At 46.6% G+C, this 22,304-nt stretch carries 22 protein-coding genes and 3 pseudogenes; 8 read left to right on the forward strand and 17 right to left on the reverse strand.

The annotated features are described in order from the left end of the window. Nucleotides 1-377 precede the first annotated feature (377 nt). The 8 genes from NC981_RS23125 to rppA form a co-directional block, all read right to left on the reverse strand. Nucleotides 378-1,772 (reverse strand): glycoside hydrolase 100 family protein, encoded by a 1,395-nt coding sequence (locus NC981_RS23125; RefSeq protein WP_348245099.1) that lies wholly within the window; start codon nucleotides 1,770-1,772, stop codon nucleotides 378-380. A gap of 60 nt (nucleotides 1,773-1,832) precedes the next feature. Then, nucleotides 1,833-2,642: a glucose 1-dehydrogenase gene (locus NC981_RS23130; protein ID WP_348245101.1), complete on the reverse strand. Its 810-nt coding sequence runs from the start codon at nucleotides 2,640-2,642 to the stop codon at nucleotides 1,833-1,835. Nucleotides 2,643-2,691: 49 nt separating this feature from the next. Beyond that, the gene (locus tag NC981_RS23135; RefSeq protein ID WP_348245103.1) at nucleotides 2,692-3,291 is read right to left on the reverse strand and encodes a fasciclin domain-containing protein; all 600 of its coding nucleotides are present in this window, start codon (nucleotides 3,289-3,291) and stop codon (nucleotides 2,692-2,694) included. A 51-nt stretch (nucleotides 3,292-3,342) separates the two neighbouring features. Further along, the gene (locus NC981_RS23140) at nucleotides 3,343-3,975 is read right to left on the reverse strand and encodes a methyltransferase domain-containing protein (RefSeq protein ID WP_348245105.1); all 633 of its coding nucleotides are present in this window, start codon (nucleotides 3,973-3,975) and stop codon (nucleotides 3,343-3,345) included. 21 nt (nucleotides 3,976-3,996) lie between these two features. Continuing rightward, complete coding sequence (locus NC981_RS23145; protein ID WP_348245173.1) at nucleotides 3,997-5,328, reverse strand: amino acid permease; 1,332 nt, start codon at nucleotides 5,326-5,328, stop codon at nucleotides 3,997-3,999. 97 nt (nucleotides 5,329-5,425) lie between these two features. Next, nucleotides 5,426-5,818 (reverse strand): hypothetical protein, encoded by a 393-nt coding sequence (locus NC981_RS23150; protein WP_348245107.1) that lies wholly within the window; start codon nucleotides 5,816-5,818, stop codon nucleotides 5,426-5,428. Between the two features lie 312 nt (nucleotides 5,819-6,130). Next, a complete protein-coding gene (locus NC981_RS23155) occupies nucleotides 6,131-7,420 on the reverse strand; it encodes an ATP-binding protein (RefSeq protein WP_348245109.1) in 1,290 nt (429 codons plus the stop codon). Nucleotides 7,421-7,434: 14 nt separating this feature from the next. Beyond that, nucleotides 7,435-8,109: a two-component system response regulator RppA gene (rppA, locus tag NC981_RS23160; protein WP_348245111.1), complete on the reverse strand. Its 675-nt coding sequence runs from the start codon at nucleotides 8,107-8,109 to the stop codon at nucleotides 7,435-7,437. Nucleotides 8,110-8,230: 121 nt separating this feature from the next. On the opposite strand from rppA, the gene NC981_RS23165 reads away from it, so the two are divergent. Then, on the forward strand, nucleotides 8,231-8,623 hold the full coding sequence (locus tag NC981_RS23165; RefSeq protein WP_348245113.1) for a hypothetical protein: 393 nt from the start codon (nucleotides 8,231-8,233) through the stop codon (nucleotides 8,621-8,623). Between the two features lie 53 nt (nucleotides 8,624-8,676). Here NC981_RS23165 and NC981_RS23170 read toward each other — a convergent pair whose 3' ends face one another. The 7 genes from NC981_RS23170 to NC981_RS23200 all read right to left on the reverse strand — a co-directional run bounded on the left by NC981_RS23170 (nucleotide 8,677) and on the right by NC981_RS23200 (nucleotide 13,165). Then, a complete protein-coding gene (locus NC981_RS23170; protein WP_348245115.1) occupies nucleotides 8,677-8,826 on the reverse strand; it encodes a hypothetical protein in 150 nt (49 codons plus the stop codon). Between the two features lie 25 nt (nucleotides 8,827-8,851). Then, entirely contained in the window at nucleotides 8,852-10,189 is a 1,338-nt protein-coding gene (locus NC981_RS23175; protein ID WP_348245117.1) for a ferric reductase-like transmembrane domain-containing protein, read from the reverse strand. Between the two features lie 2 nt (nucleotides 10,190-10,191). Beyond that, nucleotides 10,192-10,992, reverse strand: coding sequence for a superoxide dismutase (locus tag NC981_RS23180; protein ID WP_348245119.1), 801 nt, complete (start codon nucleotides 10,990-10,992; stop codon nucleotides 10,192-10,194). Between the two features lie 19 nt (nucleotides 10,993-11,011). Continuing rightward, a complete protein-coding gene (locus NC981_RS23185) occupies nucleotides 11,012-11,350 on the reverse strand; it encodes a phage holin family protein (RefSeq protein ID WP_348245121.1) in 339 nt (112 codons plus the stop codon). 222 nt (nucleotides 11,351-11,572) lie between these two features. Next, entirely contained in the window at nucleotides 11,573-11,962 is a 390-nt protein-coding gene (locus tag NC981_RS23190) for a DUF190 domain-containing protein (RefSeq protein ID WP_348245123.1), read from the reverse strand. A 192-nt stretch (nucleotides 11,963-12,154) separates the two neighbouring features. Continuing rightward, nucleotides 12,155-12,784: an S-layer homology domain-containing protein gene (locus NC981_RS23195; protein WP_348245125.1), complete on the reverse strand. Its 630-nt coding sequence runs from the start codon at nucleotides 12,782-12,784 to the stop codon at nucleotides 12,155-12,157. A gap of 219 nt (nucleotides 12,785-13,003) precedes the next feature. After that, complete coding sequence (locus NC981_RS23200) at nucleotides 13,004-13,165, reverse strand: hypothetical protein (RefSeq protein WP_348245127.1); 162 nt, start codon at nucleotides 13,163-13,165, stop codon at nucleotides 13,004-13,006. A gap of 346 nt (nucleotides 13,166-13,511) precedes the next feature. On the opposite strand from NC981_RS23200, the gene NC981_RS23205 reads away from it, so the two are divergent. After that, entirely contained in the window at nucleotides 13,512-14,615 is a 1,104-nt protein-coding gene (locus NC981_RS23205; RefSeq protein ID WP_348245129.1) for a beta-galactosidase, read from the forward strand. 86 nt (nucleotides 14,616-14,701) lie between these two features. After that, a complete protein-coding gene (locus NC981_RS23210; RefSeq protein WP_348245131.1) occupies nucleotides 14,702-15,742 on the forward strand; it encodes an AI-2E family transporter in 1,041 nt (346 codons plus the stop codon). 2 nt (nucleotides 15,743-15,744) lie between these two features. Here the strand turns inward: NC981_RS23210 and NC981_RS23215 are convergent, their stop codons facing one another. Further along, nucleotides 15,745-16,773, reverse strand: a complete 1,029-nt coding sequence (locus tag NC981_RS23215) for an AI-2E family transporter (RefSeq protein WP_348245133.1) — start codon at nucleotides 16,771-16,773, stop codon at nucleotides 15,745-15,747. Between the two features lie 464 nt (nucleotides 16,774-17,237). On the opposite strand from NC981_RS23215, the gene NC981_RS23220 reads away from it, so the two are divergent. From NC981_RS23220 to NC981_RS23235, 4 genes and pseudogenes are all read left to right on the forward strand, one after another. Then, nucleotides 17,238-18,062, forward strand: a complete 825-nt coding sequence (locus NC981_RS23220) for a bacteriorhodopsin (RefSeq protein ID WP_348245135.1) — start codon at nucleotides 17,238-17,240, stop codon at nucleotides 18,060-18,062. Between the two features lie 85 nt (nucleotides 18,063-18,147). Beyond that, a complete protein-coding gene (locus NC981_RS23225) occupies nucleotides 18,148-18,366 on the forward strand; it encodes a hypothetical protein (protein WP_348245137.1) in 219 nt (72 codons plus the stop codon). A 220-nt stretch (nucleotides 18,367-18,586) separates the two neighbouring features. Continuing rightward, complete coding sequence (locus tag NC981_RS23230; protein WP_348245139.1) at nucleotides 18,587-19,339, forward strand: DUF4336 domain-containing protein; 753 nt, start codon at nucleotides 18,587-18,589, stop codon at nucleotides 19,337-19,339. Between the two features lie 829 nt (nucleotides 19,340-20,168). Beyond that, nucleotides 20,169-20,459, forward strand: a pseudogene (locus tag NC981_RS23235) (magnesium transporter); the annotation flags it as partial. 40 nt (nucleotides 20,460-20,499) lie between these two features. On the opposite strand, the pseudogene NC981_RS23240 reads toward NC981_RS23235, so the two are convergent. Next, a pseudogene (locus NC981_RS23240) lies at nucleotides 20,500-21,229 on the reverse strand (IS1 family transposase). Nucleotides 21,230-21,309: 80 nt separating this feature from the next. On the opposite strand from NC981_RS23240, the pseudogene mgtE reads away from it, so the two are divergent. Continuing rightward, nucleotides 21,310-22,263, forward strand: a pseudogene (gene mgtE, locus NC981_RS23245) (magnesium transporter); the annotation flags it as partial. Nucleotides 22,264-22,304 lie beyond the last annotated feature (41 nt).

Raw genomic sequence — 22,304 nt, forward strand, 5'->3', positions numbered from 1 at the left:
TAGTTTTTCTCTCAAACCTATCACGTTCGCCTATTTCAGCCATCGGGAGGTGTGTAGCAACTAAAGTCTCCCACTGAAGTGGGTAGTTTCGACTAGCGTGCTGGGACAATGAAACCGAGTCGTCAAACGAATTTTGCTTTGCAGCAGTAGTTCTACTTTCCTGTACAGTAGTGATTGCTATACAGCATGGCTAGATCTCCATTCATCAGCATCTATACTATATTCCTCTTTCCACTCCAGGCAGAAGAGAGGCTGAAACTCATGCTTAGAGGGCTACGATGTTGACAGCCAGAAAATTGATTGAGTATCCGAATCAAGTCCGCAAAACCTCGTTCCAATACTGGAATTGCAAATACTGATAACCTAAGTAGCACTGCTTATGTCTTACAGCTTGAGAATTCTATCTGCCATTCGAGGCTAATCAGCGATAAGTGAGCAGGATGAGCAATGAATTCTTTGGCAGCCAGCAAGCCTGCAATGCTCCAGGTTTGATACAATCGAGCTTCTTTTCCAATCAAGCGTCCGGAGCGACCGTCATAGTATTCTGGATAGTCGTCCTGCACTAAACGATGTTCGGCGATCGCAATCGCACGTTCTGCTAACTCCACTCGACCTGTTTTTTGCGCCGCGATCGCAAATGCCCAAAGTAACACCACCCAGTTGCCTCCATTGTGATACGACCAAGGCGAATTTTTGGGATCACAGCCCGTGAGTGTGCGCCATTCTTCTCCCTCGATCGCAGGATAGCAAAGCTTCACGGGCATATAACCAATTAAATCCTGCCAACGCTGCTCAAACAAATTCATAATACTTTGAGATTCAGCTTCATTCGCCAGTGAGAAGACGATCGCTAACAGGTTCCCCAATGCGAAAAAGCGAAAATCGAGCCGTCCAGGTCCCAAGTTTCCAGCGAGATAGCCTCCACTTTCAGGTAACCAATCCGTTAACCAAGCAGGAATCGATTCTGGATAGATATTGAACTTGTTTGCAATGTTCTCACCATATTCATCGACCTCAAACCGATAGATTTGATTGAGGCGCTTTAGATCAATCCAGTAGTATTCCCACACATGATAGTGCAATGCCCCTAGACGCTGGTTAACCGCTTTGAGGTAGCGTTCTTCTTCTGGCAGTAGAAATTCCTGTGCGACTCGCAATGCTGCATAAAAAAGCACCTGAATCTCTAGAGGATGACCATACACACCCATGCGTCGATCGATCATAAAAGCACCATCGGGAACAAGCAGCGTCGGATAGAGCGAGAACCGATGAGCCAAACATAGATCGAGAATGAGCTTAATTCCGGTTTGGAATTTGGGCTGGTGTGCGAGTGCTACGTCTCCGGTTGCTTGAACGTAAGCTCGGAGTAAGATCAGCCACCAGAGACATGAATCAGTAGGCGGAACTCGTGCGATCGCTGCTTCTCCAAAATCCGCCTCTAACCACTCTTTCCCATCTGCCTGAACCACTTTGAAGCTTGCAGGCATCAATCCCGTTTCTGCTTCAAAGCAGTCCATTTCTTTCGGTTGGCTTTGCAAGTTCAGTGTTTCAATCAAGAAGTTCCGAACAATATCGGTTCGACCTTGCATCAGGAAGACCAAGGCAGAGGGAACAAAATCGCGAATAAAACACTGATCGTAGTTCAGAGCATTGGCGGTAGGATCTTGTGCAGCGATCGTGCCTACAGGCTGACCTCGGTAATACAGAATTGACTTATTGAGGAGGTTTACTGCCTCGTTTAAGTGACGATCTGTGGATTGTTGAATGTTCATTGAAGAATTGTCGCAATGAGTTTTAATTTGGATTGAAAAATCACTTGATCAGCTTTCAATCTAGGCAGACCAAGATTCCCGAAAATCGGCGTAGAGCGTTAGTCCGCCATCAATAAACAAAGTTTGTCCCGTGATGTAAGTTGCTTCGTCAGAAGCGAGAAAGGCAACCGCAGCCGCCATTTCCTCAGGGGTTCCGGCGCGACCCATTGGAATGTGGCTTTCGACGATCGCTTTCTGCTCCGGATCATCTGTCCAGGATTCATTGATTGGCGTAACCGTTGCACCAGGAGCGATCGCATTGACTCGAATTCCTCGATCGGCATATTCCAGCGCTAAGGTTTTCGTCAAATTCCCCATACCGCCTTTACTGATTGAGTAAGTTAGATACGTCGGTCGAGGAATGACTTCATGAACGCTAGAGACATTGATGATCGTGCCAGGTTGATTCCGAGAAACACAATGCTTAATCGCTTCTCGCGCACATAAAAATGCACCCCGCAGGTTAATCGATAGAATGCGATCGAACTCCTCGATCGGAATTTCATGAGAGGGACGCTCTGTTTGCACTCCGGCATTGTTGATCAAAATATCCAAGCTGCCAAATTGATCAATGGTTGTGTTTACCATCTTGAGAATGTCTTCCTCTTTGGACACATCCCCTTGAATCAAGAGAGACTTGACCCCACAAGCGTCAACTTGACCACAAGCTTTTTGCAGCGCAACATCCTCTGTGGTTTCAGCTTCCTCGGCACTCTTGCGATAGTTGATGGCAATATTGCAGCCTTCTTGAGCGAGACGAATCGCAATGGCTTGCCCAATCCCGGAACTTGCTCCTGTAATGAGCGCATTCTTTCCAGCTAATCCTTTCATCACGTTTCCCTCTCAAGTATCCGTTATAGATTCACGCTACAGATTCACGCTACAGATTTACATTGGGTGGCAAGATGATGCGATCGACAATATGCACCACCCCGTTTGCTGCTTGTAAATCCGGTTGGATGACGCGCGCCTCATTCACCCGAACCTGCTGTCCATCCACTTGCACGTTGACTGAGTTCCCAGCTTGCGTCTGGACTTGACCGGGCTGCAATTGACTTGCGGTTAAACTGCCAGGAACCACATGGTAAGTCAGGATTTGGCGGAGTAATTGTCGATTCTCCTCTCGAAGCAGGCGCTCACGAGTTTCAGCAGGAAGGGCTGCAAATGCTTGATCCGAGGGTGCAAATACGGTGTAAGGTCCGCCTTGCCCCAATGTATTGCTTAAATCTGCCTCATTGATGACAGAAGAGAGTGTGCTGAGCGAAGGATTATTACGAATGAGATCCGTTACATTCCCAGCGTTTGCTTGTGTACCTGGAGCAGGGGAACCTTGAACGCCCGGAGAAGCAGGAGCAGTTGTCGCTTCAGGAGCAGGAGTGGGTGCCTCTGCGGTGGGTTGTCCACCACAGGCAGCGACGATCGGCATCAGAATAGCGCCTAAAGCAGTTGCTGCAATTGTTTTTTTCAGTTGTTGTCTCATGATATGACTCTAAATGTTTTCGTAAGTGTGAATAGATGATAGTGAGCGAACTTATTGTTTGAGATTGGCGGGAACGTTTTCTGGAACGGTCCAGTAATAGATTGTTCGCCCATCGACATTTTCAACTCGTTCCGGTTGCCAATCGCCCATGTCAAAAGCGTGAGAAACAATGCGAGTACCGGGTTTCAGTTCGCTGAGCAATTTGGGACGCAATCGTAGATTGACTTCAGGCAGTAAGTAAAGTGTGACAACGGTTGCTTCGCGCAAGTCGGTTTGGAATAAATCTTGCTGGCGAAACTCTGCACGATCAGTCACATTCGCTTGTTGGGCATTTTGGTTTGCTTCTTGTACCCGTTGAGGATTGATATCAACCCCGATCGCCCGTTGGACATTGAATTGCCGAACAGCAGTAATCGGAATCCGACCATCGCCACTGCCTAAATCGTACACCACATCATTTTGATTCACATTCGCAATCTGTAGCATCCGATCCACAACAGGCTGAGGAGTCGGGACATACGGAACATCCGGAGAACGATCTGGCGCTGGCGCTTGAGGCGGTTGAGCGATAGTGGGATTAGTCTGAGCCTCGGCTTGAAAATCGCGCTGTTGAGTGCATCCGACACCCACTCCTGCAACACTCAGCCCAATCACAAATCTAGCTAACACACGTTTAAACCGCATAGTTCTAACTCCTAAATTGTTTTATGAACGACGATGTTGAATGCGAGACCAATACAAAAACGGGATACCCAGAGCTACAACAGCGATGCCAACGATCGCACCTAAGCCTGTATAAACTATGCTGGAGTACAACAGATAGCCACAGACAGCGCAAAAGAGAAGCGGTGTCACTGGGTAAAGTGGAACTCGAAACGGGCGAGGTCGATTTGGCTCTCGCGCTCTGAGTAAAAATACAGAAATGCCACTCAAGAGAAAGAAGAACCAAAACACCGGAGCAGTGTAATCAACCATTGCTTCAAATCCGTTGCGGGTGAAGGTTCCCATGAGAACAAGAAGCAGTGAGATCGCGCCTTGTACCAGAAATCCGGTCATGGGCGTTCCTGCCTGAGACCGCCAGCGCCCTAGAAAGCTAAACAAAGGGATATCTTGTCCAAAGGCATAGTTTGTTCTTGCTCCCGTGAAGATTGAAGCATTCAATGAGCCTAAAGCAGTCATTGCGATCAGCACACTAATTAAAATGGCTCCAGGCTCTCCCAAAACTTGTCGCATTAAATCGGCAGCGATCGCTTGAGATTGTGCCATACCGGACACACCCAATCCTCGCAAAAATGCCACATTAATCAGCAAGTACAGGGCAGTGATAATGCCAATGCTCCAGAGCAGCGATCGCACAATATTACGCTGAGGCTTTTGAATTTCCGCAGAGATGTAAGCGGCTTCATTCCAACCCCCATACGATAACAGCACAAACAGCATTGCTGAACCCCAGTTACTGGATGCAAGCGCAGGCGCTGTTAACTGAGGTGAGGGACGAGCTAACACCAACCCTAGAACAATGATCGTGACAAGTCCCAGAATTGTGATGACGGTCAGCCAATTCTGAATCCGCTTGCCTTGTTGAACGCCGATCACATTGAGGCTCGTTAGAAGCGCGATCGCACCGACAGCATAGATCGAAGATGACCCCGATCCCAAACTGAAGAGTTGAGACGCATAATCACCAAACACAAAGGCGAGTAGAGCAATTGATCCGGTTTGAACCACGGTCATCCGTGCCCAAGCAAACAGAAATGCGACATTCTGTCCAAATGCCCGTTTCAGGTACTCATAGTTTCCTCCAACGTGCGGATAGGTTGTAGCTAACTCGGCATAGCATAAGGCTCCAACTAAGGAGACAGTTCCACCCACGAGCCAAGTGAGTAAGACAATAAAACTGTTACTGCTATTTGCAGCAACGAGCGCAGGAGTTTCAAAGATGCCTGCTCCAATCACAATGCCAACAATAATGGCGATTGCATCGGGAAGCGTCAGGGTGGGTGACTTCAAAGCTGAATGACTAGCAGATGAATTCAAAGAATAAGGTGTGTCTAGTTTAGTCACAGGTTCCTCGCAGTTCCCAAAGAGTAATCGCGTCTCAGGTTCATTGATTTAGACAAGTTCTAGTTGAGTTTTAATTGAACTGGTCTGCAAGCCGTTGAATCACTGTTCCAGTTGAATTAAAGGTAATATTTGTCCCGTCTGAGCGAGTAATTGAGTAGGTATTTAATGTACCTGATTGTGCATCTGGGATACCTACAACAGTCACAGGCTCATTCGGCTGTAGATCGATCGCTTCTCGCTTGTTCACAGTCAATAACCCAAGATTAGAATTGAGGCTAAACTGAGTTCCACGAACTTGTTTAATACGTCCATACACCATAATTAGAGGCGCACTATTATTCACCTGAACGCTGGCATCCTGAGAGGATTGAGGGCGATTTGCAGGTGGTGCAACTTGTGCAACAGCCGGAAATGCTGTACCCGTCAAGACAGCGGTAGATATCAGCAACCAAACTCGTCTCATGATTGACTTCTCCTAATACGGCGTGTGCATTATTCATAAACCTCGCGGCTAGTACGACGAACTGTTAGAGAATGACATGCTTGAACTGCAAGCGATAGATGCTTTATTCTTAGCGTCAATAGTAAATGTGACGCGAAAGTGACAAAATTAATAAATTGCTCATAATTGCTAATAAAGTCCTTAAGATATCTCTAAAGTAGTAGTTGAAGAAAACGCTGTTTTGCAAATTGAAGTAACAGTATTCAAAGCGTATTGCTAAAAAATCATCCAACTTTGGATAGATTTAAAGTTAGAAAAGATAAATGTGGTCGTTCACATAGATGACTGAAGCGGAAGCATAATTTGGAATACTGAGCCTTGTCCAACTGAACTTCGAGCGGTAATCGTTCCGCCATGCGCCGCAATAATTTGCTGTGCGATCGCAAGCCCCAATCCCGTTCCTCCCTTCTCTCTAGAACGTTCCCGATCCACCCGATAAAACCGCTCAAAGATATAAGGCAAGTCAGCATCGGGAATCCCGATTCCAGTGTCTTCTATTTGAACGATCGCTTGGCGAGACTGAACAAACAATCGGAGGTTAACCCGTCCATCAGCAGGCGTATATTTACAAGCATTCGTGATCAGATTTGTGATCGCTTGCTTCAGAAGTTCCTGATCTGCCCGAATCGTGACAGATTGTTCAGGAAAGTCTAAGCTCAACTGAACCCACTGAGCAGCCGTCCGAATCGTGGGTTCGTTGATCAGCTCCTGTAACACATGGCTTAAATCTGTCGCCTGTAGTGCTTCATCCGCAATCCGACCGGAACGCCTTGCCAAAAACAGAAGATTGCTAATTAAAACCGTCATTGATTTCGCAGTTGCAGTAATTTTTTCGAGTCGCTGATGTTTGCTCTCTCCCTTTTCCATCGGAGCTAGCAATCCAACTTGAGCATTACTCAAAATTGCTGCAAGCGGAGTGCGGAGTTCGTGAGACGCATCGGCGGTAAATTTCTGCAAGTGATCATAGGATTCCTGAATCGGTCGCATTGCCACGCCGCTTAATGCCCACGCTGCAACTACGATAGCAGTTAGAGCAATCAGAATGGCGACCAAGGATACCAGTAAATCTTGCTGTAATTCACTTTGCAAGGGAGCAAGCGGAACTGCAACTTGCAAGTAGCCCAACAATTCCCCCCGATATTGCACAGGCAGCGTAATCTGCCGCACTAATGTTGGTCGATTGCTCAGGAGTCCTGCTTCAATCGTCAAAGTTTGTAACTCTGGAACATCTTCCAACAGTGCAGGCGGCGAAGCAATTCCAAAAAACTGCTGTAATCGTCCCTGGGGGTCATACCATCGTGCGTACACTGCATCACTTCCCGGTGGCAACGGAGACTCTCCCAGAAACGGAACATTCTTGAAGTCAATTTGGCGTTGTCCATCTCGCTGCTTGTACTGCACCGTCGCGGCAACCACCTGAGCTTTCTTATACAGCAGTTGATCCAGATACCTCAGGCGCTCGATCGCAGTCAGATAATAGCGAGTAACCGCAAAGACCATCAGAATACTTCCCATTGAAAGCATAAACCAACGAGAAAGATTCCGACGGCTGCGCGTGAACATAAACGGGCAAACTCCTACACTTTCGGACTCAGGCGATAGCCCATGCCATAAACAGTTTCAATCCAGTTCGCAACCTCAAGGGATTCCAAACGCTGCCGGAGTCGCCGGACAAGAGCGGTGATAGCGTTGCTTTCCGGTTCGTCCCCCCACTCCCATAACGCTTGCTCTAACTGGTCGCGGCTGAGAACTTGACGCGGATGGCGCATCAGATATTCCAGCAATTGAAATTCTCGGGTTGAGAGTTGAATGGCACGATCGTCGCGTTCCACAGAGAGCATCGTTAAGTTGAGCGTGAGGTCTTCGAGGTAAAGCGTTTCGCCCTGCCACAGTGGAGAACGTCTGCCCAATGCCCGAACTCTTGCCAGCAATTCAAACAGATCCACAGGCTTAACAAGATAGTCATCCGCTCCCGCATCTAAGCCAGTGATCTTATCGCTTGTGGTATCCTTTGCCGTGAGCATGAGCACAGGTGAAGCTTTCCCGGCGCTTCGGTATCTTCGACAAAGATCAATTCCACTGACCTCGGGCAGCATCCAATCCAGAATCAGCAGATCATAGTGACGCTGCGACAAAATCCACTGCGCGATCTCACCGTTTTGTACTGCATCAACAATATGCCCCACCTCCGATAACGCAGCATGGAGGGGTTCGAGTTGTTCAGGATCATCTTCAACGAGTAGAATTCGCATTGCTGACTAAAATGCTACTCCTCCAAATTATAGAGATCGATGTTCACAAGCGTCCTGCTCTGGCAAGATTTCAAATCTTTCTTCAGGCATTAGACTAGCCAACGGTCTAGAGAAGATGGATATGAAACGACTCCGACGAGTCATTCAACAAGTTAAATTGATCGGCGCAGAGTTTTGGTTGGCGTTAGTAGTCGCTGGCATTCTATTCTGGCTGACGGGAAGCGCGATCGCGCATCAAGTCTTGCACGGCTCCTATACCAGCCCAAGCCAGCTTCAAGCTGATACCCAGTTGGAAATGAAGCTGTCGGTCACAGTTTTGGTGATTCATGCCGAGATTGATCAGCGCCGGAAAACAACCGCAGTCTCGATTAAAACAACTGACTCCAATCTAAAGAAATTAGAATACGAGTTCCCGATCATTGATGCGAGACAAGTTGAATCTGTGATCGCTGAGGAGATAGGGCTACCCATTCAAGAGGTAAGAAAGCTCGTTCGCTATCGAATCGTCAACTGATGCAATATTTGTTTTTCCAAACTGGTACCAGACAGAGATACTGGAGAACATTGTTATGCACGACACACCAGGTCAAAATTTTTCAGTGCAGTACGATTTTGATCAGTTGTCGGACGGTTCTGCATCCAAGCGAAAAAAGCAGCCGTACCGAGTAGAACAAGCGTCAAAAATCCGACCAGTTGAAGCATAATACTGTAACGCATGGTCTTTCTTTGTTCCTCCGTTGATTCATGCTAAGTTGTAATGCTCTAAATGCACATTCGTCACGGGTACATTTAGTTCGTGCAGAGCACGCTCCACTTGATCCATCATTTTGGGAGACGCACAGGTGAAATAATGCCGAGTGCCTCGACGCTTGGGAATATGACGATCGAGCAATTCTTTATCGACATATCCCGTTTCTCCTTCCCAACCCTCCGGGGCTTCACGCAGCACAAGAACGATCTTTAGATCCAGTTTTGTTTTAAGCTCTTCGATCGCTTCGCGATAAGTAATTTCATCCCAAGTCTTGTTTGCATAGATAAGGGTGTAGGGGCGATCGTCCCCTCGCTCTGCTGCTGTAATCAACATACTCATAATCGGTGTGATTCCAATGCCGCCAGCAATTAACACAAATCCAGCCGCATCTTCATAACGATCCGTTGTAAACACGCCATAGGGACCATCCAGATAGGCTTTTGTTCCAGGTTTATAGTCCTTGATGCGACTGGTGAAATCTCCCACTGCCTTGATGCCAAACTCTAACCGCTCCGAGTGTTCTCCACTCGATGACATCGAAAAGGGATGTTCCCGCATACTAAATGGGGTGATGTTCAGGGTGATCCAAGCAAACTGACCAGGCTGAAACTGGAAGCCATCATGACCAACGGGGCGCAGGGCAAGCGTCCAAACATCACCGCGCTCTGGCTTGATTTCCTCAACCAGAAACGGCTTTTTTGTCATGAGCCAGGGTTTAACCAAACGAATGTAAACAATCAACCAAAGTGAAACCAGTGCGATCGCTGACCACAAGACAGCTTTCCAAAACAATCCGAGATAGTTCCCTACCCCCAATGCGTGTCCCAGTCCTAATGCCACCGCTAACACCGACAAAATCGAATGAGACAAACGCCAAGGTTCATAGGGAATCTTGAGGGGCTTGCGCCAAATTGTTGTCACAATCAGAGCGATAAATGCCAGGGTAGACAATACCGCCATTTGTGCCCGCAGGGGAGCCACGGGAAAATTCAGCAATCCAAGGGTACTAGGTTGCACCCAGAACAGAACCAGCGGATGCACCAACACCATCACAAAAGCAACAAACGAGGTGTAACGGTGAAACGACAAAATCAAATCGATTCCGTAAGAAGCCTCAACTCGATTGATTCGCGCTGTCAGTGCAAACTGTAGCGCCATGAGTGCCAAGCCAATGAAGCCAAGCGCTACCGAAAAGTCAAGCCAAAACCCTCGGCCCGCTGGAGGTGGATAGATAAGCAGAACCAGTAGAGGTAAAACCGTAAAGAACAGAAATGCAATGATCCAACCGAGTGCAACCACGATCGGGCTGTGCATTAATAAGCTTCGCATCCTTAACCCCCCGTCTGTTGTTGTGAAGCCGCTTGAAATCGACGATTAATCTCGTTCCAGTTAACAACATTCCACCAGTTATTCAGATAGTCAGCGCGGCGATTTTGGTAGCGGAGATAGTAAGCGTGTTCCCAAACATCGTTCCCCATGATGGGATAGTTACCTTCCATGATTGGATTATCTTGATTCGCAGTTGAGACGATTTGGAGCTGTCCTTGAGGATTTCGCACCAGCCAAACCCAACCGCTCCCGAAGCGCTCGCCCCCCGCTTCATTAAACTGCTTACGGAAATTCTCAAAACTTCCAAAGCTTTGATTGATTGCTTGAGCGATCGCTCCTGTTGGTTGTCCGCCCCCATTTGGACTCATGATCTGCCAGAAAATCGTGTGATTGAGATGGCCTCCCGCATTGTTGCGAATCGTGTTCCGAATGTTTTCAGGAACAGCGTTAAGGTCACGTAGCATCGCTTCAACACTCAAATTTTGCAAGTTTGGCTGATCTTTGAGGGCATTATTGAGATTGGTGACATAGCTTTGATGATGGCGATCGTGGTGAATTCGCATGGTTTCAGCATCGATCGCTTTACTGAGTGCGCCTGGATTATAGGGCAAGGGTGGCAATTGAGCAGGAGAAGCACTCAAGGGACGATCGACATAGGCAACTGGAGCAGAAGCGGTAGGCAACGCAGTTTGGCTCTGTGTCGGGGCTTGCTGAGTGGAGGCTTGCGGCTGGCAAGCAACAAACAGTAGACCGACGATAAAGGGAAGAAGTAACGTAATCGGATGCTGTGAGAATTTACGCATAGAACCAATTCCTGCAAGCTTAAATAAAAGACAGAAGAATCGAATTGATGATTGATAAAGCGATCGAGCCAATCAAAGCGCTCCAAAATCCATAGCGCAATCGGAATCCCTCAACGATCGCTGCTGCAATGCCGAAAATGATTGCATTCAGGACAAATAAAAATAATCCGAACGTAACGAGAATGAGGGGAAATCCAAGAAGGAATAAGATTGGTCGTAGCAACGCATTCAGTAGCCCGAAAACAGCCGCAGCGATTGCAGCTTTCCTAAAACTAGCAATCTCGACACCGATGGGCAGCCTGGAAATAATGAGAAAGCTAACAGTCGTCACAAGCCACGTCAAGAGAATGTCGCCCATTCCAACCTCCTTGCTACTTTAAATTTCAGCTACTTCCACAATTTATTGAGATTGTGACCCAAAAATGACAACTCAACAAATTTCAGCGGGATCTAAACAGCAATAAAGCCCTACCAAATGAATCTTACCGTGAGAAGAACATTCGGAAATACCCATCAAGCTAGAGTTTTTGCTTGTCAAGCAAGTTAGTATTGAGTTGAGTAAAGGTGATAACACTTGAAGCTAGGAACCGAACCGATTGTTCCAGGAGAAGAAAGAGAATTTGGGACGATTGGATGAAGTCTGCTTAGAATTTATTGCTGGCTCGATGACACTGACAGGCTGAAGTGTAATTAAACCCGTTTGCACTATGGATTGCACGACAGGAATAAATTGAGCAATCATCTCTGCTTGATCAACGATCGTAACTACCACTGGTAGGTCAGTTGAACTCGCAAGAGTATTAGTAGTCCGAATTCTAGCTTTTTCACCAAATCCCGCGATTTCTCGCGTAACTGTTGCACCTGCTAGCCCGTGAGCATGAGCAGTTTCAACTAAGACAGCGTGAAGCGATTGCTGCTTCCAGTGATTGGCTTCACCAACATAAATATTGAGCTGGTGCCATTCATTCATCATTGCCTCCCATTCCAATCTAATTGAACTAAACAAACCTACTGAGTTAAAGCGTGTAGAAATCTATTCAATGACTCAAGGTAATGCAAGAGCAACTGAAGCAGTGAACATCGCTTTACTTCAGAAGAAACGAACTTAAATTGCCAAAGCAGAAAGCCAGGTATTTACGATCGATACCTAGCTCTTGATGAATTATTTATCGTTGTGATTGATTGTTCGAGTTAATTGCTTCTCGTCCGACAATGCGCTGAGAGGCAGGACATTATCAGCCAACGGCAACAACCGCCCTTGATTAACTAAGGCTTGGTGGATAAAAGCTGCCATTTCACCACGAGTTGCAGGCTGATTTGGTTTGAGCAACCTCCGGTTTGGATGATTGACAACGATTCCTGCCCGTGTCACGTTAGCAACTGAATCGATCGCATACTGAGGAACTTGATTAGCATCATCATAATAGCGACTCAGCGTCGTTCTAGCAGGAACTTGAGCCGGATCGCCCGTTGGTGTAGGAGTTCCCGCAGCTTGTTGAGTGGGTTGAGCAGGTTGAGATGCAGCAGCAGGAGTACGCATCAATGGTTGTATTAAAGTTAGGGCTGCAATCGGGAAGAAAATTTGTCGTCTTGCTCGTTGACGGGTCGGTTGTGCTGCCGTTTGAGTGGCTTGTGTTGGAGTGGCTTGTGTTGGAGTGGATGCACTTTGAGGAGTGCTTGGAACTCGCTGCCTCAGTTCTAAGTTTCTTGATAACGAAGTCAGCGCTTCGACTCGCGTTACGGATTGTCTTGGGCGAAACGTATTATCTGGGTAGCCGCGCATAAATCCCATTTCGTAAGCTTCTTTGATTTGTGATTCTGCCCAGTAGCCCTGCGGTACATCCCGGTAAATGCTGCCACTGGCAATCTGTCTCTCCCGATCTTGATTAAAAGCTTCCCGAATAATGGCAGCGAATTCATCCCGCTCAACTGGACGAGTGGGACGAAAGGTGCCATCTGGATAGCCATTGAGAATGTTGCGTTGAGCCAGGGCAGCAATAAAGGGTTGTGCTCAGTGGTCTTGAGTATCTGGAAAATTTGCAGCCGTGTTATCTTGAGGAGTCGATTGAGCAACCGCAACAGACTGCGGCTGAGATGAAGAAGATACCAAGGCTACGATCGTCACTCCTGTAATGAAACCTCCAGCAATGGATAAGCGAGATAAACGATTCACAAGCTGTGCTCCTTAAAGTCTACTTTGTAGTTTTCTTAAGTGTTAAATTCTTGATCTAAAACCGTTTTTAATGCTCGAAGGCACTTTCTCAGACATAGCAACACCTCCGGCTCAAGTGTTGAGGGTGTATCTACGTTCGCTTGAGATTGTGAGTTGTAATTATGACGAAAAAGTGACAACTTCTCAGAACTAATAGACCAATCAAGAATTCAAAGGGGGACGATCGCTCAAATCTCTTAAATTTCGGACTCTAAATTGTCACTTTCTTGTCATATTTCTACGGCACATATTGGAGGTAAGACAACTTTAAAGTCCACGCTTTCCAATTCGTTGAGCAACGCAAACGATGCTGTCAACACGATCTTCTCGCTCTCAGAGATTGACTCGTAGACGGTTTACAACGCTTTCTACGATGAGCTTTCTGAGCCTCATGGCATCCAGTACAGGAGCTGTTGTGGCATACCCACAGCTTAAGCATCTAGTACGAATGGCTAACTCGTTCAGGTTAGGGACTACATTCAGCCAACTTCAGTGTGAGTATCTCAATCTAGACTATAAAGAAACATTCCGCCAGATCTGTGATCTTGGTTTCTACCGAATCCGTCTCTGTAGCTATTGGAATGAACTAGAACCGATCGAGAATCAATATAACTTTAGCGTTCTCGATTGGCTCTTAGAAGAAAGCGATCGACGTAAGTTGGAAGTAGTACTGACTGTTGGAATGAAAGCACCAAGATGGCCCGAATTCCATTTCCCAAAATGGTTAGAAGCCCAACAAGACACTCGAAATACATCTCAACCCATCGATTACAATCGGGAGATCGCGGATCGTACCCTTCGATTGGTCGATCGTGTCATCCATCATACTCGTACGGCTCGGAGCGTGCGCTATTGGCAGGTCGAAAATGAACCGTTTGCGCGGATGGAAATTACGGGCGATCGCTCTCTCAGTCCTGAGTTTGTGAGGCAGGAGGTCGAGTTGGTGAGAAGTTTAGCGTTGCCTCGGCAAAAGGTGATGTTAAGCAATGCCATCGATCTTCCTACTTATATTGAGGAAGATGAAAAGGCATTCCAGGTTAGCTTAGCCTTAGCAGATGCGATCGGGATCAATGTTTACACAAGAGTTCCTGATGGTGATGATGGCTACCTAGAGCCACATGAATCCTATTGGGAGAAACTAAAAGACTGGCAGGAAGCGATGAAGCGGAATCGCAAGGAAGCTTGGATTGCGGAAGCTCAGGCTGAACCCTGGGAACCGAATCAATTGGTTGCAATGAATGATATTCACTATCCTAGTGCATCTCCAGAGCGCATGGCTGAACTCATCAGTGTGGTGAAGAACTTTGGTTATAGCACAGTGATGCTTTGGGGTTGTGAGTATTGGTATTGGCATCAGCGAAACGGACGAAGCCATTGGTGGCAAGCCATTCAAAATCTTGTCGAAGTCTAGCAGTCAGCAAACACTGAGCAATCCCGTCCACCTAATTTAGACAAAGTATTTGAGCAAGCTCTAAATCAAAGTCAATCGAAGCCGTTATGAATGAGCCAACTCGTCAATCAATTTGGGATAACCTCAACAATGCAAAGTTAATTCGCTATGTATTACTATTTGCATTGGCATGGGCAGTGGTTCAAGTTCTCGCTTATTTTGAGACGGTTATTATTATTTTTGTATTTGCTGCTATTTTTGCATTCCTGCTCAACTTTCCCGTTCGGTGGGCATCACGGATTATGCCAAGGGGATTGGCAATCGTTCTGGTTTTCCTATTCAGCTTGTTGCTGACTGCTAGTATTGTAGTAACACTGGGAATTGCAGCATTTTCGCAAGCGCAACAGTTGGTCGAACAAGCACCTCAACTGTTGAACAGTGCGATCGAACTTCTGGATAATCTGCAAAGCTTGCTTCAACGGTGGAATCTAAATGTAGATTTCAGTGAATTAGAAGGGCAATTACGTAATGGGGCGCTCTCAACGCTGGGGCTAGGCTTTACAACCGTGCAAAATGTGCTTGCCAATGCACTTGATTTAATTGTGATTGCGGTGGTTGCATTCTTCATGCTGCTGGATGGCAAGCGTCTTTGGGACTTGATTCTCCGAATTTTTCCCAGGGGAATGCGCGATCGTATTACCACTGCTGTCCGCAAAAACTTCCTCGGCTTCTTCTGGGGACGTTTTATCTTGTCTGTATTCTTTGGCGTTTCGGTTTACATTGTGTTTATTTTGCTGGGTGTGCCCTATGCCTTGGGATTAGCCGCGATCGCAGGAGTCTTCGATCTAATTCCGGGAATCGGCGCAACGCTTGGGATCACTTTAGCTTCGATCATCATCCTGCCACAAGGGATTGGACTAGCGCTAACGGTATTAGTTAGTTGCATTCTACTCCAGCAAGTTGAGGAGAACTTGTTGATGCCACGAATCATGCAGGGATCAATCAATATGAACCCCGTAGTAATGTTCTTTGCTCTACTTGTCGGTGCAAGAGTCGCAGGATTAGTTGGAGTATTTTTGTCGATCCCGATCGCGGGAGTGTTGATTAGTTTATTTGAAGTGGAAGAAATGCAGGGAAAGCAGGATTAGCGTTAAGTCGGTCTTTGCCAGCGATCGAGAATGTCTTTGAACAACACTTCCTCGATCCACGCTTTGACCACAACTGCGAGGGGTAGTGCCATCACTAACCCTAATGCACCAAAGAAGGTCGTAAAGAAAAATTGAGCCGTTAACGTAATCGCAGGGAGAAGGGCAACTTGACTTGCCATCACCGTAGGCGTGAGCCAGTAGCTCTCAATGTTCTGAATCACAATGTACAACACCAAGACAGCAACGGCTTTCCAGGGTTTATCCAGGAAGGCGATCGCAATGGGAAAAATCGCGCTCAACGTTGGTCCAAGATTCGGAATAAAATTCAGTACACCTGCTAAGACTGCATGAGCGAGAACTAATGGAACTTGCAGAAACCATAGACCAATCCCGCTTAGAACTCCAATGAACATCATTTCGATCAGAGCGCCTTTTGTCCAATGTTCGAGACCAGTGGCGCAGAGCGTTAATACTTCATCGACGCGCGCTCGATAAAAGGCTGGAAAACATCGAATGAATGCTTGGCGGTAGGGTTGGGGATTGATTAATAACATCAACGTCAGTACCAATACGACAAACAGTTCAAGCAGTGCATTGATCGAGTTTGCAAAGAGGATAAATGCCTGTGTGGATAGATTCGCGACAAAGGGCTGGAGTCGCGTCATGATCCAGTTAAAGTTAGGGATATTCGGAAAGTAGGGATCTAAAATCTGGCTCTCAATCCAATCGATGCCTTGCTGGATGGCGGTCAGTGCGATGGGAAAGATCGTGATTAATTCAGCGAGTTGCGAGATTAGATTGGGGACAATCAGCACGCCGACCACCAGTGCTATCATCAGCAAGGTCATCAGTGTCAGCAAGACTGCCCAGCCTCGCTTAAGTCGAGATTGCTGCAATCGTTGCACAACGCCATTCAGTGCTGTAGCAAGCACGATCGCGGTAAATCCTAACAACATAAGTTGCCGAACTTGCCAAACAATATAGAGTGCAGCAACAAGCGCAATTAATCCAAGCCATTGCCCAATTTTCATAACGGATAGTTCTAGAGAGTTTTCTTTTACATGGGCACCGATCCTTAATTTATCTAGGGATAGATGATTAGAACAGACGAAATCAACATGCTGCAGACAGAGATTGCCTAAAGAACGGGCTAACAGAAACGATTGCTTACTTAATAAAATGCAACGCTAGATACATAGAACTGAATCCATAAAAAAGTAGCTCTAATTTTCCTAATGATTCAGCTTGTCACTTCTATGTCACATTTACAGAAAATGCTGGTGGGTACCGACTCCAACAAACAAACGATTAAGTTAGACAGATTGTGACTTCTCTCGATCGGTAGAGACGATTTTACTCATGAACTGATATTAAATTTGGAGTTAACTTGACTTTGAGCATTCTGTCCCTAGCTCCCAGTCTTATAGCTCAATCGTTTTAGGTGGAGCGCTGGTATATAAGCTCTATATTTTATTTTGATGAGGAGATGTAAGTGATGGATTGGCAGAGCCTTTGGCATTGGTTGTATATTGGTGGAATGTCGATCGGAGCAATTTATTTTGCACTGTTAGGGCGGAATCCTCGTGGTCTTCCGAGACTAGAATACTTTGTGGCAACTTTCATCCCAATCTGGTCGGGCTTGATGTATCTAACGATGGTGCTACCCACGAGTGGAGATGGATTAGAACAAGGAAAGATTGCGATCGCGGGTCAGATGACTCATTTTGCTCGCTATGCTGATTGGATTGTGACAACGCCACTCCTGTTGTTATCGCTCTCTTGGACAGCAATGCACCATCACAAACCGAAGGATTGGACGCTGACTTTTTCGTTGATGGCAACTCAAGTGATTGTGATTGTAACTGGGTTGATTGCTGATCTTTCAGATGTTCCTTGGGTGCGGTATTTGTGGTATTCGATCGGCTGTGTTGCCTTTCTGATTGTGCTTTGGGGAGTTTGGGGACCCTTGCGTGAGAAAACGAGAGGAGATGCAGAGCTATCCAGCTTTTACAATGGGCTAACGACATTTTTTACGATTACTTGGATTTGCTATCCGTTGATTTGGATTAGTGGACCTTCTGGTTTACGCTTGTTTGATCAGAATGTGGATACCTTTCTCTTTTGCTTAGTGCCTTTTTTCTCAAAGGTGGTGTTTAGCTTTCTTGACTTAAATGGGCTACGGAGCTTAGGACATCGGGAAGAGCAAAGTCCTGAAGAGCGGTTTGTTAGCAGTACAATGCGGTTCATGAATTCCTTCTCTCTAAGGCAGCCGAGACGCTCCCGTAGAAGACCGCGAGCCTTTCCGGGAAGTCTGCAATAAGCTCAAGAATTGCAATGACTTCACTGATCTGCTGTTTCCAGGATTGATTTTTTGGATTGCTTTCACTCAACTTCACGGAGAAATTATGAATAAGATTGTTGCACTGTTAGTCTCACTGATTGGTTTGTCAGCTTTTCTTAGCGCCTGTGGACCGACTGGAACTGGAGAAACCGGAACTGGAGGAACGGGTACTGGAACAACAGAGTCGCCAGCAGCTTCTCCAACCGTATCTCCAACCGCTAGTCCTACTACATCTCCAACTGCGAGTCCTACTGCCTCACCCACTCCAACGACTTCGCCTTAATTCGTGAAGTTCAACGATCGCTGCCGATATGGAGGACTCTATGGGGCAGCGATACTATTGTGTTTGACTTGTGTGTTTGACTTGTAGATTGATTGTCGGTTTGCCACCTAAAGCGAGATCTCTTTACCCATCGTTAGGAAACGACGATCGCTGCCCGTAATGTCTAACCCTTTTTTCATGAGGGAGTGTTATTCTTCAGAATCTTCGTGGATAAATCACAATGAGTCAGCATGAGATCCAGCTATATGAACCTATCCATTGTCTTAAGCAGATCGATCAGGATATTTGGATTGTCGATGGTGCGATCGTACACATGTCAATGTATGGAATGAAGATTCCCTTTTCAACGAGAATGACCCTTGTACGACTTAGTAATGGTGAACTATGGTGTCATTCCCCGATTGAATTGACCACAGAACTCAAAGCCCAAGTTGATGCGCTTGGTAGAGTGCAACACCTAATTTCACCAAACAAGATTCATTACGCACACATTAATGCTTGGTCGCAGGCTTATCCAGGTGCGATCGCTTGGGCATCTCCAGGCGTTCGAGAGCGTGCCGCACAACAAAAAATTGATGTTCGTTTTGATGCCGATTTAGGGGACGAACCACCTCCAGAATGGATTGCTGAACTAGATCAATTGATCTTTCGAGGCAGCCGATTTATGGAAGAAGTGGTCTTTTTCCATCGTAAAAGTGAAACGCTCATTCTTGCTGACCTAATTGAGAATTTTGAGCTTAACAAAGTAGGGAAACAACTTCGTTGGCTTGTGAAGTTAGCTGGAAATGCTGATCCAGATGGAAAAGCCCCACTGGACTTGCGGGTGACGTTTTGGGGACAGAAAGAACAAGCTCGTGATGACTTCCATCGAATGCTTAAATGGAGTCCTGAGAAGGTGATTCTCGCGCATGGTCGCTGGTATGAGACAAACGGGACTGCGGAGTTACGTCGCGCTTTTCGCTGGCTCAATTAATTCTTAAGCTACAACCCGTTCTCTACGATCGTCAGGTGTCATCTTTCTGTCACTTTCGCAAACGACCCTAAAACTAGGGAGCACCACGACATTGAAGTAAATCAGCAGGCATGGCAGCTTAGGGGGATGTATTAGTATGACTCAGATTAAGCTTGTAACGAATCAAACGAGCCAGTCTTCTCCAGAGCCGATTACTCCGATCAATCCGTCGCCTACAGACGCTGCATCAGGATCTAGTCTCGGTGCAATCCACCTTTTGGGATTTGTAGCGATCTGGGGAACAGCACTGTGGTCAGTAGCCAGAAGTAGAAAGGATTCACCTAAAGCGCAAATCCATTCGCCAGAAAGCAATATTCCTTGTCAAAATTGTCAATTTTTTCATAATAACTTCTATCTCAAATGTGCAGTAAACCCTTCGATCGTGATGACTCACTCTGCGATCGAGTGTTCGGATTATTGCCCATCTGAAAAAGCATTGAAGATACAACAGAGATCTTTTTCTCGGCGAAACTTACCGTGACACGATCTCGATGGAAAATTTTTAGAAGGGTGGCAGAAGTCCGTCTGGCTCGTTCATGCTGTTTCAGCAATTCACGTCCCCCCGAAATCCCCCTGATTTTCCTCCGAATTGTTCACAGGGAGGCGCTACGGTAAAGTTATTGGTCACTATTGTATTTATGTTTGAGTTTCTCGATTCGGCATTGATCGAATCAGAACCGATTGCTATTGTGACTGTCCTAACTTCAGAATAGCTAGCAATAACAATGATCCGTTTCCAAACTGCATTGAAAAAGATCGAACAACTGTTTTCCGAAAGTAGGAAGCTATCGTGACTCAATTTCCACAAAATCTCACTCGACAAGAGTTAAGGGAGTGGGTACGATCGCAACTTCAAACGCTGTTGGAGCAAAAGGACTTCCAAGCAGCCAAAGCGCTCCTCGTACCTATTCAGCCGATTGATATTGCAGACGCAATCGAGGATCTTCCATCGGTCATGCAAGCGATCGCATTTCGGCTATTGTCCAAAGATGAAGCGATCGAAGTTTACGAGTATCTTGATCCTGCCATTCAAGAAGCACTCCTGGAGGATTTTAAGCGACCCGATGTTTTAGAAGTGATGGTAGTGCCCTTTAGGAAATGATGGAGGAAAAAGGCTGACTTTATGCGATAGCTTGTCGCCGTTGGTCGTTGTAGTAGTGGATGAAGTTCCAGACCGCAGCAATGTGATTGTCCAAGTCTTTCGAGAACGACAAGGTTTTTCGCACTAATCGAGAAACTCTTTGTCTTAGAGTATTGTTGAACCGCTCAATGTAGCTGGTCAATCCGCTGCTCTTATCGACAGCCCGATGCCGCTTGCTGGGGAGAGCAGCAGGGTAAGACGCCCAGAAATCGGTATAGCAAACTGCACACTGACGATAGAGCGCAGGCAAGGACTGCCAGAGGGCTTTGGCTGACTCACCCGAACGGTCTCCGACATAGCCCCGACAATCTCTCGCGTCTCGGCATCCAGTGCCAACCACACCCATTGCTCATTGCCTTTTCATCGACGAATGACCACAGCTCGTCCATCTGCACGCTCAATCGTCTTCGGGCTTTCGGGTGCACCTGCACTTGTTGAGAAACCGTTGCATAATACGCATTAACATATTGCTGCAACCAACTTTCACTTACTTGCACACTCCGAGCAATTCCAACCAGTGGAATCTTTTCTAGCAGCATTCGCCCTATGGTCGCTTTCGTCTCATCGCCAATACGCCTCCACTTGGGATTTTCCACGAACTGTCGCCCACAATCCCTACATTTGTAGTTCTGATTGCCATGTCGCGTCGTGCCATTCTTGTTGATGTCATGCGCGCCACAGGTTGGACAAGTAAGTAAGGGCTTAACCATCAGTGTTATAACGTGAAGTCGATCTACTGCTCTATTCTCGCTCCCTCCTTTTTTACGTTCTTCCCTAAAAAGCACTACCCGCAGGGCGAATCATGACATCAGAGTATGTCTTCCTCAAAGAATCATGGACAGTCGCTCAGGCACTAGAACGGATTCGCCAAGTCGCTCGATCGACGGAAACAATCTATTATCTCTACATCATTGATACCAGTCGGCACTTGAACGGAATTCTCTCACTCCGAGAACTGCTCATGGCTGATTTGGAAGTACTGATTAGCCAGATTATGAATCGAGAGGTGGTCAGTGTCGAGACAAATACCGATCAAGAAGACGTGGCGCGAATCATCCAGGACTACGATTTAATTGCTGTTCCAGTTGTCGATCGTGAGCATCGTCTAGTAGGCATGGTGACGGTGGATGATGTCTTAGATGTGTTGGAGCAGGAAGCAACAGAAGATATTTACACATTAGGCGGCTTGCAATCTGATGGTGATGACTATTTTCGTTCCAACCTTTTCACGATTGCCCGAAAGCGTGTCGTCTGGTTGTTAGTTCTTTTAGTGACCAATACTGCAACAAGCGCCGTGATTCGCAGTCAGGAAGATGTGTTAGAGCGGGTGGTTGCACTGGCGGCATTTATTCCATTGTTGATTGATACTGGGGGAAATGTTGGGTCACAATCGTCTACGGTCATTATTTGGGGCTTAAATACTGATAATGATCAACTCCGGAACCGCTTTGGTGTGATTCAACGAGAAGCGGTGGCAGGGAGCATTCTAGGAGCAATGTTAGGCGTGATTGTGACAGTGTGGGCTTATCTTTTACAAGGGGATTTAGGAGTCGAGATCGCGGTGGGGATCAGTTTATTTGCGATTTCATTGATTGCCTCGATCGCGGGTTCGGGTCTACCGTTCTTGTTCCAATCGTTCAAACTCGACCCCGCATTGATGTCTGCTCCGTTTATTACAACCGCCGTAGACGTATTCGGCGTATTAATTTACCTCAATGTTGCACGGTGGATTTTACGTCTCTAAAGAAGGCAGCCCATTGAAAACAAATAGTTCCTCTGAGTGAT

The sequence above is a fragment of the Leptolyngbya sp. DQ-M1 genome, assembly GCF_039962505.1.
In the GTDB taxonomy this organism is placed as follows: domain Bacteria; phylum Cyanobacteriota; class Cyanobacteriia; order Leptolyngbyales; family Leptolyngbyaceae; genus Leptolyngbya.

Excerpts from the sequence above, each read along its gene's own strand:
- NC981_RS23180 (WP_348245119.1), bottom strand. The coding sequence starts at position 10,992 with ATGCGTAAATTCTCACAGCATCCGATTACGTTACTTCTTCCCTTTATC.
- NC981_RS23210 (WP_348245131.1), top strand. The coding sequence starts at position 14,702 with ATGAATGAGCCAACTCGTCAATCAATTTGGGATAACCTCAACAATGCA.
- NC981_RS23205 (WP_348245129.1), top strand. The coding sequence starts at position 13,512 with ATGCTGTCAACACGATCTTCTCGCTCTCAGAGATTGACTCGTAGACGG.
- NC981_RS23140 (WP_348245105.1), bottom strand. The coding sequence starts at position 3,975 with ATGCGGTTTAAACGTGTGTTAGCTAGATTTGTGATTGGGCTGAGTGTT.
- NC981_RS23125 (WP_348245099.1), bottom strand. The coding sequence starts at position 1,772 with ATGAACATTCAACAATCCACAGATCGTCACTTAAACGAGGCAGTAAAC.
- rppA (WP_348245111.1), bottom strand. The coding sequence starts at position 8,109 with ATGCGAATTCTACTCGTTGAAGATGATCCTGAACAACTCGAACCCCTC.
- NC981_RS23195 (WP_348245125.1), bottom strand. The coding sequence starts at position 12,784 with ATGGGATTTATGCGCGGCTACCCAGATAATACGTTTCGCCCAAGACAA.
- NC981_RS23170 (WP_348245115.1), bottom strand. The coding sequence starts at position 8,826 with ATGCGTTACAGTATTATGCTTCAACTGGTCGGATTTTTGACGCTTGTT.
- NC981_RS23215 (WP_348245133.1), bottom strand. The coding sequence starts at position 16,773 with ATGAAAATTGGGCAATGGCTTGGATTAATTGCGCTTGTTGCTGCACTC.
- NC981_RS23225 (WP_348245137.1), top strand. The coding sequence starts at position 18,148 with ATGAATAAGATTGTTGCACTGTTAGTCTCACTGATTGGTTTGTCAGCT.
- NC981_RS23150 (WP_348245107.1), bottom strand. The coding sequence starts at position 5,818 with ATGAGACGAGTTTGGTTGCTGATATCTACCGCTGTCTTGACGGGTACA.
- NC981_RS23185 (WP_348245121.1), bottom strand. The coding sequence starts at position 11,350 with ATGGGCGACATTCTCTTGACGTGGCTTGTGACGACTGTTAGCTTTCTC.
- NC981_RS23175 (WP_348245117.1), bottom strand. The coding sequence starts at position 10,189 with ATGCGAAGCTTATTAATGCACAGCCCGATCGTGGTTGCACTCGGTTGG.
- NC981_RS23230 (WP_348245139.1), top strand. The coding sequence starts at position 18,587 with ATGAGTCAGCATGAGATCCAGCTATATGAACCTATCCATTGTCTTAAG.
- NC981_RS23165 (WP_348245113.1), top strand. The coding sequence starts at position 8,231 with ATGAAACGACTCCGACGAGTCATTCAACAAGTTAAATTGATCGGCGCA.
- NC981_RS23190 (WP_348245123.1), bottom strand. The coding sequence starts at position 11,962 with ATGAATGAATGGCACCAGCTCAATATTTATGTTGGTGAAGCCAATCAC.
- NC981_RS23220 (WP_348245135.1), top strand. The coding sequence starts at position 17,238 with ATGGATTGGCAGAGCCTTTGGCATTGGTTGTATATTGGTGGAATGTCG.
- NC981_RS23135 (WP_348245103.1), bottom strand. The coding sequence starts at position 3,291 with ATGAGACAACAACTGAAAAAAACAATTGCAGCAACTGCTTTAGGCGCT.
- NC981_RS23155 (WP_348245109.1), bottom strand. The coding sequence starts at position 7,420 with ATGTTCACGCGCAGCCGTCGGAATCTTTCTCGTTGGTTTATGCTTTCA.
- NC981_RS23130 (WP_348245101.1), bottom strand. The coding sequence starts at position 2,642 with ATGAAAGGATTAGCTGGAAAGAATGCGCTCATTACAGGAGCAAGTTCC.